This window comes from Photobacterium sp. HL06 (genome assembly GCF_059552575.1).
Genome location: NZ_JCANWL010000003.1, coordinates 79,582 through 91,503, shown reverse-complemented (window position 1 = coordinate 91,503; position 11,922 = coordinate 79,582). Strand labels below are relative to the sequence as shown.

At 43.0% G+C, this 11,922-nt stretch carries 7 protein-coding genes and 2 pseudogenes; 1 reads left to right on the top strand and 8 read right to left on the bottom strand.

Translation table 11 applies throughout. From position 1 onward, the window contains the following. Positions 1 to 458: 458 nt before the first annotated feature. Positions 459 to 1,196, bottom strand: a complete 738-nt coding sequence (locus AC51G0_RS30245) for an IS6 family transposase (RefSeq protein ID WP_496304411.1) — start codon at positions 1,194 to 1,196, stop codon at positions 459 to 461. A gap of 54 nt (positions 1,197 to 1,250) precedes the next feature. Here AC51G0_RS30245 and AC51G0_RS30240 point away from each other — a divergent pair. Continuing rightward, positions 1,251 to 2,200 (top strand): annotated as a pseudogene (locus tag AC51G0_RS30240) (IS91 family transposase); the annotation flags it as partial. Positions 2,201 to 2,447: 247 nt separating this feature from the next. Here AC51G0_RS30240 and AC51G0_RS30235 read toward each other — a convergent pair. The 7 genes and pseudogenes from AC51G0_RS30235 to AC51G0_RS30205 all read right to left on the bottom strand — a co-directional run bounded on the left by AC51G0_RS30235 (position 2,448) and on the right by AC51G0_RS30205 (position 11,779). Next, positions 2,448 to 3,365, bottom strand: coding sequence for an IS5 family transposase (locus tag AC51G0_RS30235; protein ID WP_496304405.1), 918 nt, complete (start codon positions 3,363 to 3,365; stop codon positions 2,448 to 2,450). Positions 3,366 to 3,479: 114 nt separating this feature from the next. Further along, positions 3,480 to 5,453, bottom strand: a complete 1,974-nt coding sequence (locus AC51G0_RS30230; RefSeq protein ID WP_496304410.1) for a replication initiator protein RctB domain-containing protein — start codon at positions 5,451 to 5,453, stop codon at positions 3,480 to 3,482. 496 nt (positions 5,454 to 5,949) lie between these two features. Then, positions 5,950 to 6,165 (bottom strand): hypothetical protein, encoded by a 216-nt coding sequence (locus AC51G0_RS30225; protein WP_496304409.1) that lies wholly within the window; start codon positions 6,163 to 6,165, stop codon positions 5,950 to 5,952. 949 nt (positions 6,166 to 7,114) lie between these two features. Next, positions 7,115 to 7,381 (bottom strand): transposase, encoded by a 267-nt coding sequence (locus tag AC51G0_RS30220; protein WP_496304408.1) that lies wholly within the window; start codon positions 7,379 to 7,381, stop codon positions 7,115 to 7,117. 378 nt (positions 7,382 to 7,759) lie between these two features. Continuing rightward, positions 7,760 to 9,547: a reverse transcriptase/maturase family protein gene (locus tag AC51G0_RS30215; protein WP_496302168.1), complete on the bottom strand. Its 1,788-nt coding sequence runs from the start codon at positions 9,545 to 9,547 to the stop codon at positions 7,760 to 7,762. Between the two features lie 1,296 nt (positions 9,548 to 10,843). Then, a pseudogene (locus AC51G0_RS30210) lies at positions 10,844 to 11,044 on the bottom strand (IS6 family transposase); the annotation flags it as partial. 123 nt (positions 11,045 to 11,167) lie between these two features. Continuing rightward, the gene (locus AC51G0_RS30205) at positions 11,168 to 11,779 is read right to left on the bottom strand and encodes a TetR/AcrR family transcriptional regulator (protein WP_496304407.1); all 612 of its coding nucleotides are present in this window, start codon (positions 11,777 to 11,779) and stop codon (positions 11,168 to 11,170) included. Positions 11,780 to 11,922: the final 143 nt, after the last annotated feature.

The window sequence follows — 11,922 nt, the reverse complement described above, 5'->3', positions numbered from 1 at the left end:
CGAATATGGCCGCTGGTTAACACAGAAGAAATGTACGCTTAGCTTTAATAAAGCGGCGGTTGCCTTGGCGAATAAGAATGCCAGGATCATCTGGTCCATTCTGAGTACGGAAAAAGAATTTGATTTTAACAATCAAAAAGTGGCTGCCTGATACACAATATTGCGTAGCTTAGCATCAACCTAACAGTAAGCATTTCAATAAGTTTGCGTGAGTTAATTTTAGATGATGAAAGATAGGTCATACCTGCTCTTCTAAAACCTGCTTTGCAACACGGCCGTTAGAGGCCATGGGCTTGATGAGGCAGAAGAGTACGGATTTACATCAGGACACAAGTTTCACTTAGATGCCGAATATATGACTGCAACTTAGATCTATACCTGCATCACTAAAAATAACGTGCAAATAGATGTTGCAAAAAATGGATATAAGTAGATTTACCCTGGGTTTTGATAAATCATCAGGCAAAAACGCGCTCGACATTGAAGACACGATTCATGAAGGCAGATCTCTCCCGTACCAATGTCTTCCGTTCATCGGTTCGTAACCAGAAATCAAACTGGCCTTTGTTCAGCATCCGCAGTGACTCAAACCCATGCATTGTTGCGTTGGCCCATTTGTTGACTTTAAAAACCCCGGTGGCCTCAATCAGTTTCTTGATAGGGGCATGATCGGATTCAATACGGTTATTGAGGTATTTGATTTGGCGATGTTGGACGTCAGTACGCAGTCGGCCATCGCGTTTCAGCTCGCTGATGGCATTGGCATAGAAGGCATGCTTATCCGTATTCAGTGTCTTCGGATGACGTTCATGACGGTAACGCTTCAGGCAGCGACGAAGGAACTGATAGGCTGCATAGTTATCTCTTTTCGGTGAAAGGCGGAAGTCTATGGTTCGTCCCTGCTTATCGATGGCCCGGTAGAAGTAACACCACTTTCCTTTGACCTTAACGTAGGTCTCGTCAAGCTGCCACGACGAGTCGGCCCGGACGAATTGATAATGCCGCCGCAACTTCCTGTGCAAGATAGGCGAGAACTGAACAAACCATCGGTAGAGCGTAGAGCGATGCACGGAGATCCCTCGCTCGGCCAACATATCACTGAGGTTGACGTAGCTCATCGGGGTAGAGCCATACCAACGAATACTCCAGAGAATGATTTCAGGGGCAAAATGTTTCCATTTGAATTCGTTGGTCATTTAACGGTTCTCAGCTCTGCCTATATCACACCAGTCTCTCGCTGCAACAAGCCCATAGCGGAGCAACAACATGTACTCCCGGCCTGTGAGTGGCAGCATATTACCTTTACGATGCCGGATAAGTTATGGCCGGTCTTTCAATCCAACCGATGGTTACTCAACCGTTTATTTTCCTGTGCCAGTCAGACACTCATAGTCTGAGCAAAAAAACTGGGACTGGAGATAGGGATTTTCAGTGTCCTTCACACCTATGGCCGCCGGCTTAATTGGCATCCCCACATTCATCTGTCGGTAACCCGTGGCGGTCTCTGCCAGCAATATAACGTGTGGCGTTCAATCTTCTTCAAAAAGAAGGTGGCAGAGCGTTACTGGCGTCTGGCAGTGATAACGTTGTTGCGCCATTTCTATGGTCAGCTGGATTTATCCGACCCGGCTTATGCGCACATCAGAGACTACAGGGAGTGGTGCCAATTTCTGGAGAGCCAGTTCCAGCGCCGTTGGAAAGTCCACTTTGCGAAGAAAACAAAACATTTTCGGCAGACCGTAATTACCTGGGCCGCTACCTGAAACGTCCGCCGATAGCCGCATCGCGGCTGCGGCATTACAGCGGCGGCACTATCACCTTCAGGTAGTTAGATCACCGTACTCAGCGACATAAGTCGCTCGTTCTCAGCCAGGAGGAAATGATCCGGCGATATATCAGCCATATTCCCTCACGGCACTTTAAGATGATCCGGTACTCTGGTTTTCTGTCAAACCGCAAACGGGGCCAGTTATTGCCGGCAGTGTATGATGTTTTGGGCACTAAAACGAAGAAGAAGCCGATAAAACCGGGCTTTGCTTCGCTCATGAAGGGGTTCACCAATGTGGATCCATATGAATGTATCTTATGTGGCGGACGCCTGGTGTTTGAAAGTGTAGAAGCGGGTTATCGTCCAGAAGAATTAATGCAGCACAGGAGTTCAAAGTTAGAAAAGGAGCGATGGTTATTGGGCGCTCATTAGGATAGCTGCGTCCAAAATTCGGAAACGGCCTGAGAATCGCTCACCAATCAACCATTCGTAAACTATCGCTGCATTGATATTGTCTGAAACAGTGCCCAATTCACGGCCTGTTTAAAGAAATATTACATCTGAAATTGGATTCAGCGTCCTAACCATCAAGATTACTTGGGAGAGGGTGTCTATATAATAGGTTGGCGTTGTTGATCAAATCAGGCTCTATGCAGATTTAGCTCTAATTGGCTGCATGCTAAGCAATAGCTTTTCTTTCAGGCATACCTAGTCTTATGACTTTGTTTATAGCTTTGACATTGGCTAGGGCTTTACCAACTTGACCGTTGTAACTACGGAGCGTCAACGTACCGTTGGTTAGTCCTTTGTATCTCGACATGGCGGTTTCTGAGAGCGATCTAAAATGATACCCAGACTCGACTTTCCATTGAGCTAGGTTATTAGCTTTCAACGCCGATACTGCATCGTTTCTCGGATGACCATCTTCCCAATATCCTGCATTTTTTCTCGGTGGGATAAGAGGAATTATCCCTTTATGCTGTAAGACCTTATGACATTCTTTGGTATCGTAAGCACCATCACCAGACACTTCTCGAATTTTTCGGCGTAGTGGATTGAGTAATGTAGGAAGCACTTCACTATCACCAACATTCACTAAGCTAACTTCTACGCCTATGATTTCATGCGTATCAACATCAACGGCCAGGTGGAGCTTTCGCCAAGTTCTACGTTTCTCATTACCATGTTTTCGGACTTTCCATTCACCTTCACCGAACACTTTCAGGCCTGTGGAATCGATAGCAATATGTCGAACAGGCCCTTTTGATGGGTTGCGATATTTCACCTCGACAGTCTTAGCTCGTTTGCTGATATAGGTGTAATCAGGCGAGTTAAGTGGCACATTCATAAGCTTGAAAATGGAATTGATAAAACCTTGAAGAGCACGCAGTGGAAGAGAAAAAATCCCTTTAATCATTAAGGCAGTTTCAATAGCGGTATCCGTATACTGAAACCCACGACCACGCTTGCCGTGATGTTTGGTGCATCTCCAAGAGTCGATAGCAGAGTCATCAACCCAGAATGTAATTGAACCGCGTTGTTCCAACGCTTTGTTGTACTGTTTCCAGTTTGTGATTTTGTTCTTCGACTTACCCATTGCTGACACCTAAATCACCTGTGATAGATGATCTGATCACTGAATAGCAAAAGAGTTCACTGATTTAGTCAACAACGCCTAATAGGTTCATTACATTAAAGCCAAAAATCAGTTTTATTGAAGTATAACTTTTGCTACTTTCTTCGCTAGCTTTGGTATCAATACTTCATCATTTGTGCTTTGGTAAGTTACTAACATCTCACGATCTGCTTTACGACGAGTGAAATAATCAACAACATCGGCTAAGCTCCAATCCTGTGAATAGCCAGATAATTCATTGCAAAGACTACCGACCGTATCCAAGTTAATATCAACCCCATTCTGTGAAATAGGGGAGGTATCATTTCTTAGCTGTAAGATGTAACTCAACACTTTTGAATGGGGTACTGCCGTCTGCCTTTGGACGGTAACAATTTGTGCGAGTTCCGCGCAATCCTCATCACGATTGTAGTGTGTTAGCGTAAAGTTAGTCACCGTAGACAGGCGAACTGTTGTCACGAACTTTCGTTTAGTAACATTGATACCATCAATCGATCTAATTCGCTCTTCGCTACTTTTAATTACGGGATCTTGTTGAAGTTGCTGAATACGAGCAACAGGACTAAGCACGTTTTCAATTGTCGGTGCGGTTTGTTTTTCACTGGTGATGTTTAGCGCCGCTAACATTTCCTTATTATCTAGATAAACAGACAGCATCCCTTCATTGAAATCAATTGCTAACTTGTAGCCAAACAAATTAGCCCGAATCCAACCTTCAGCAATCTCGACATTACAATGCTTCGCTGCTTTCTTATCCTTAAATCCTGTTTGCAAGTCTTTTCGGAACTGTTGATATGAGACGTTACGGGCAATTAAACGGTGAATAGTTGTCAGATCCTGAGAGAATGCATTACTAACAGTGTGTTTTGCCTTGATCATGTTTCTGAAGAACAGATACATCAGGAAAAGAGTAGGATGAATAGCAAGGCTTGCCTGCGGAAATGAGTATAGGGTCTTATCCGACATTAACGATGCGAAAAAGTTTTCTGGCCACCTAACTATGTAGGCCGTTGCATTGTCGATATAGTTATTATCAACAATCTGAGCTTCACGATCAGACAGGGGAGTTGCTTCGAGAATCGAATAACGTTCAGTTGCAAACATCTTGTGCATTTCATTTTTGATTTCAATGTCTTTCAGGCTATTGAAATCGTAGACCGTATCTCGCAATGCATTTACGCTCGCTCGGATCTTGTCATATGCAGACTTGGATCGTGAAACTTTTCTTAGCTTTAGGATATCGCTGATATGAATCGGGGTTTTATTCTCTGGTTTTTTGTTTTCACGGATATAAAAATGCTCATTAGACTCATGATAGGCATGAGTTAAGCTGGTTATCGCGTAGAATGTTTGTAAATCTTCTGTGTTGACGATTCGGCTCGAACTTTTCGCCACAGCTGGTACTTCTCGAACTGTACCTGCATCATCTAACAATTTAACGAAACCAGCTATTTTTGCAGTCTGTTCTTTGTTAAAAGCAAGTAGCTGCTCAAAGGGATAATTACTTTGATGCCGAACAACGACAGCAGATTCAGCCTGCGGGCTTTCCCAAAAACCATACTGACGGAGTGTTTTCTCTTTAGAGTAACGTTGCTTCAGACCATTGGCTCTGTTCTCAGCGACTGTGATCATGGCTTTTTTAGCTTCAACTACATTGACAGTCTCTACTTGTTGAAGTAAATACATCGACACTCGCCCTTTTGGGCTATCGATAAAGCGAAAATCAAGTTCGCATAGAATATTTTTATCTTTCAGCTTATTGATGTTATATCGAACGCTTCTGATGTTCTGTTTTGTAAGATCACATAGATCCTTTACAGAGATCACGCTGTTACTATCTTTGATGTGATAACCATCAACGATAGCCTCGATGAATTTCAATTCCGTAGCCTGAAATGCACAGCTAAGCTCAAAATGCTCTAATTTTAGTTTAAAATCATCAGGGTAGAAGAATAGGCTGCCATCTTTGGCCGTTCGAGAATCAATCGTTATCATCGTTCGTGGTGTAAGTTGACTTGTCTTTGGATTATGTGTTTTTTGAAAAAACAAGTAAAGATCTATTTATTGTTTATTAGATCAAGGAGCTACTCATTAGAGCGACTTTTTTTAATTAATATTTATAACTTTTTCATTATATATTATTTATTCTATTTTATATTAACCCAAGGATAAGTTTAAATAGAGCTTTATAATCAACCGGTTATCTTTTTTCCTATCCAACAACCAAACACCAAAGTCCCAAAGACCATACACCTAAATCTCAATAACCGATCATCGAGATCCCTAAGACCAATCACCCAAACCCAAAAAAACAAACACTGAGGTCCCAAAGACAACACAACGAGGTTTAACATGTTATCCACAGCTTACTTTTTGACAAGTTGATTTTTACCGCCGCGTTTCGATCACAAAGTTGTTTAATAACCCACCATTTTACAGTTGTTGAACTAATTAATCTAACCAAAGACCAAACACCGAGGTTGGCTACTTCTCTGTATCCCAAAAACCAAACACCGAGGTTGGTCACATCTCAGTACCCCAAAGACTAAACACCGAGGCTGGTCACTTCTCTATATCCCAAAGACCAAACACCGAGGTTGGCTACTTCTCTGTATCCCAAAGTCCAAACACCAAAGTTGGCCACTTCTCTAAATCCCAAAGACCAAACACCAAAGTTGGCCACTTCTCTATATCCCAAAGACCAAACACCGAGGTTGGCTACTTCTCTGTATCCCAAAAACCAAACACCGAGGTTGGTCACATCTCAGTACCCCAAAGACTAAACACCGAGGCTGGTCACTTCTCTATATTTTAAAGACCAAACACCGAGGAGGTGTATATGACAGTGTTAAACTGGATGAAAAACAAACAGGCACAGCCCTTTAGCTAGTTTTTTAGTTAGTCAACGGGGGGAGATGAGATGGTAAATTGTGCTTCATCGTGTATGTACAGATACTATTTTTTGTCTTTGGGATACATATATGACAAAAATGAAATAGATGTTCATGGTGTGAGAATTTCTGTCCCATTTAGTCATTGGATATCTACATGAATAGCTTGTGCATCGAACGTGATAGGGTGTTGGCGAGCCAGTAGGCTGATGAAGTTTGGGTTCACGGTGTAAACGAGGTCACAATTTTCTGTCTTTGGAACTAATCATACGGTTTGGTCGAGAAGTTAGTGTTCATGGTGACAGGAAAAAAGCACATTTATGTCTTTGGGTTGTTTATGAAAGTGTCAGAGAGGGGGGCTATGAACCATTCCACTTCAGACGTACCGCGAGGCTATGACTATGGTAAAAATCAAATCAGCTATTGATTGATGAGTGGGAGATAGAGTGATGATCATCGACATATTTGGTATTGGGACCTATTGCAAAAAATGGATATGAGCAGATTTACCCTTGATGGTTAGGAAATTCAATGTGAGCTAACCATCAAGGTAGACTGCATGGGTCATGACGGTTAGCGATAAAATGATAACGAGTCGTCGAAAAGCGCATACGAACCATCAATGACCGCTTACCTTTATTCCAAAAGTAAGCGGTGCCTCGTTTTTGGATAGATCTACCCTACATTCGTGAATCCATTCATCAAGGTCGCAAAAGTCAGTGCCTGCGCCGGCTCCACGTCCATTTTTAATGCTTTGTAGACCAACGGAAATTTTTCTCCACACCGTCAATTCGACAAGAAACTATAGTAAGGGAGCATTTAAAAATACTTCTCGGGGATATGATCGTTGATACGTAGGACCATAACTTCTTGCGTCAGCGAGTCTGTTTCATATTGTTTGGTTCGGTGGTTAAAAAAAACAAACGTAATATCTTTCCCATCGTAATGTTCAAGCTGGGACGCCGCTATCGGTGGCCGTTTTAGATAGCGACCGAGGTAGTTCACGGTTTGCTTTGCGTGTTTGGTTTTCTTCACAAAAAACACTCGCAGTAGCGGTGATAAAGCGAGTCTAAATACCGGCTCCATTCCTGTAAATCACGAATTTGATTGGCCACCGCCTCTGGCAATATCAACTGGCAATATCAACTGGCTGTATTACTGGCGTAATACAGCCAGGATCTTGTTAAAGAAGGCACTAACTGCTTTCTCGTCATGGTGATCACACAACAAAAAATCAATGATGCAACAGTATTTATCAAAGTCCGGAAATAATACTTCCTCTGACCTTTGACGTTAAGTAGAGTAAGAGACAGAGCGTAGTCGAACTATTTCTCTACCTCTCCTCACCGAACCGCACGTGCAGTAGGGTAGGCAACCAGCGAGTTACCAACGACACTTTTCCAATTGCCCCCCACCGAACCCCGCGTGACCGATTTCCGTGTCACGAGGCTCTCCAGTAATTGATTACATTAGAGCTTTCCCATCATATCTACCCGTATGAATGTTTTGGTGGCAGCTTTCACAAACGACTAATGTTTTACGCCGACGCGCTGCCATTATTTTCATCCATTCGGGACGAACTTTGCAGCCCTTTTTCTCCAAGTCAGCCAGTTTGCGTATATGGTGTACTTCAACGCGATCTGTGGATTCACAGAGTTCACATTTTTGAGCTAATAAGCGCTCAACCACTTCACTTCTCTGGTTCCATATATTCACTATTACAGAGTCATTTAACGATGCCCATCTATTCCACTTTAAAGAGACCGCACCAAAGTGCGCCTTTAATGGTGGTTTATCTGGGCGAGGAACAACAACTTCTAATGCCTTGAAAGTTCCATTTTCAGTTTCCAGCGTTGTGCCGTACTTCTTGTAAATTTTAGGGCAAGTTGTTTTGTACTTCTTTGCCAGAGTCTTCACGAGTGACAACTCTGCATTCCTCTTTAAGTAACCCATAGTGTGGAGGTTGTATGCCATCTGATAGTATTGCACTATCCCGCAATACTCTGCTTGATACTGTCTAACAATACTGTACGGATGATCATTGACCCGTTGAGTTAAGTGAATCGCATTACCTCTGCGCCGGTATTTGGCACTTTGGTTTTTAACTACTGTTTTTGGCACCCGAAGACCTACACTACCGTTGATGTTGCGTTGACCTCTGTGGTCATGTTTTTCGTCAGCATGTAGGATGTGGATCTCATAACCTAAAAATTTTGCTCTTTCATTGCGCGCATGAGTGATTAAGGTTTTCTCGTCACTAAGCTGAAATTTCAGATCATGCTCTAAATAGTGAGCAATTTTTTGCTTGATTTCCATTGATTCGGATTTGGGACCACTTAGTCCCAACAACCAGTCATCCGCGTATCGGACATACCAAAGGCGTCGATAGTCTGGATCATTTGGATCTTTAGACGGCAATTTCTGAGCCTGTTGGTTCAGTGTTTTTGCCAGATCCCTATCACCATTTTTTCGAGCTTTGGATGCCGCCAGAGTGATGGCGCGATATTTTGGGTTTGTTTTTCTTCGTTGCCCACAGGTATATGCCGGTACGATTTGGTCTTCGATATATTGGTCCAGTTTTCCGAGAATGATATTTGAAAGTATCGGCCCAACCAGTGATCCTTGCGGTACACCGCTGAATGTGGCGTTGAACTTCCAATTCTCCAAATACCCCGCTTCCAACAGATTTTCGATTAGACGAATTAAACGATTATCGTGAATCTTTTCACGCAGAATATTCAATAATATGGCATGATCTATTGAATCATAGCAGGCGCTAATGTCTCCCTCGATAAACCATTTTGTTCCTCTGCCTTTCTGCATAACACGTCGTAATGCAGTATGACAGCCACGCCTTGGGCGAAAACCATGTGAACAATCAGAAAACTGTGGCTCGTAGTACGCTTCCAAAATTGATCGAATAACTTCTTGAAGTAATTTATCCGACCAACTTGGTAAACCTAACGGCCTAGATTTTCCATTCTTCTTTGGAATATAGACTCTTCTAACAGGTGTCCATCTATATCGTTCTTGCCTCAGAGTATCAATAATACAATCGATTTTCTCTAGAGACATTCCGTCTACTGTTTCTTCCGTACTACCCGAAGTCATGGCACCATCATTTCGATAGATTTTGCCATAGGCTTTTAGGTAAAAGTCCCGATTATACAGTAGCCGATATACCTTCTGTAACGGTAAGGCCTGTTGGCCACGCTTATGTATGATATCTAGTATTACTTCGGCGCTTCGCATCACGCGTACCTCATAATGCCTCTTTATCCAATTACCTGTTCCACTTTGCCCTGTAAACAGCTTTCCTGTTCTCCCCGGAGGGGCGTTACTCCCTCGACTACTATTGAAACTCCGTCACCATAGGGCTCTCGCCCGTTAGGCAATCCCGTGTTCCGTCACCAATAAACGTCTCTAGAATGACTTAGGTTCCCCACTCATAGCCTTAAATGAATTCATTATTCATCGTTTATCAACCAGAGGGTATCACCAGCGTAAGGTGAACTGATGACTGTTGATAACTTCGGCGTACAAGTGTGCTACCGAAGAGTGTGCGCACCACCACTGGCTATTAGGGTTCAGGCAGTTTAGCTTTAACCATATCATTCAGGCGTTGCAGGGCCACAACATACACACTTTCTGTTATTCCCCGCTTTACAAACATGCTCTTGTCCCTTCATTCTTTCGAATTCGGGTAAGTTGTTCACCTCGGAGACATTTCCTCTGACCTCCGGCCAACTTAGTTGGCTATTTATTTAGTGCGTACCACGGCGCACCCTTTCAGCACATACGGCTCTCCACTTAACCGTGGCCAACGGCCATCGCAATATCAGTGTAACTAGACATCGAAGTCCATATTGTTAATTCATGTTGCATTTCGCTGATTATCAGAGGTCTTCACCTCATTAAGGTCAGGTGATCTGCTCACATAAATCGGTTAAGCTGCGCCCCTTCGCCATGTAATGGGCTTTCCCCGTCTCAGACTACTACAAGCGCTCCGCCAACCTGTTTGTCGGTCATGCCCCTTAACATCCAAATAGGCCCCGGTTTACCTATCTGAACTCAAACATATTGGGTGGATACCGATCGCAGTCTTTAACCTTATCGTTCGGTAAGGTGATAATGCCTAAACGTAGAATTGTGGTATTACGTTTAACCGTTATTGAGCACTTACATTTTCCTCAACAAGTCGGTATCTCTTTATAAACTGTGAGATACAGCATTATACCGCCTGTTAATTCGTGTAGGCAGTGGCGACGATTCAGCCCATAGATACGAGTTAATCGGTTCATGTTCTTTATCCGTCCAATACTTAGTCTTGAAAAGCATCTTGGCTTAACAAATTCGCCTCACTTTCCGTTGTCAGCGGGTTACATCACCTTACCAGCATACGGTAAGTCACTGCCGCTCAGACTTATATGCCTGCACAACCAGACATAGCCACAAACACAAATTAGCTCCTGCTACCGCGCTTGTGTATTTCAGATAGACTCGTGGTTCATTTAAGCTTCCATGCTAGCCCTGAACTCCGGGTACACTGTAGGTTTCATCCATCCGCCACGAAGACGTGGCAGGCTTTTTTCTTTGATGTGCCCGGTACTCCAGTAACGGGGCGTACTTGATGACCCACCGATTGAAGGTTGAGTGATCAACATGGATACCTCGTTTAACCATGATCTCTTCGATTTCACGATAACTCCGCTTATAAGTAAGGTAGTAACGAACCGTCAGAAGAATGATGTCGGAAGGAAAGTGTCAGGCTGAAAAATGGATGGCCATGCGATTACATTGAGTGGAAAGCTTCGGTGGTCATAACTCATAGAGTGACTGTACGACAAAATCGCCTTACGCAATTACAAAGCATCAAGTAACTTTTTGACAAGCTTTTAAAAGCAATGTATCGGCGCTTATCTTAGCAAGTTCTGGTGCATGCATATAACCAGTAGTGTGAGCATTGACGATGGCTCCATCTGCTAGTATCGCAAGTTGTTGTGCAACTAAGGTTGTGTCCTGCAATTTCAACTCTGCAAGCAATGTTTCGATAAACTGAATAACACGTTTTTTATGGTTAGAGCATTCCACGTGTATAGGATCGTCTTGGTTTGGAAATTCAGCAGAAGCATTAATGAACATACAACCGGAAAACTCATTTGACTGGATCCACTCTGTCATGGCGTCAAAAAAAGCCAATATTTTAGATAGTTTTGGTTCTCCAGTTTGTATTGGAGTTAGCCTTGAAACAGAACTACACAGCATTTTCATAAACTCGATATCACGCTGTTGCAAAGTTGCAATGACAAGCTCTTCCTTGGATGAGAAGTGGTTGTACAAGGTTCGCTTAGCTACTCCTGATGTAGCTAATATTAAATCAATTCCTGTCGCTCTAAATCCATGTTGATAAAACAACTTTTGAGCGGTTCCCACAAGATGTTCTCGTTTACTTTTTATCATAAAAATCTTATTGGTTTCAACCATAAAGCTAGATATTACCAACTTGTGTAGCATTAATCCACATACTGTATTAGCTCTGATTTAGAATTGAGAAACATACTTAATTTGGTTCTGTCGCAAGCTGGAGCTGTACGTTATGATCTCCGTCACCACACACTACTTCTCGT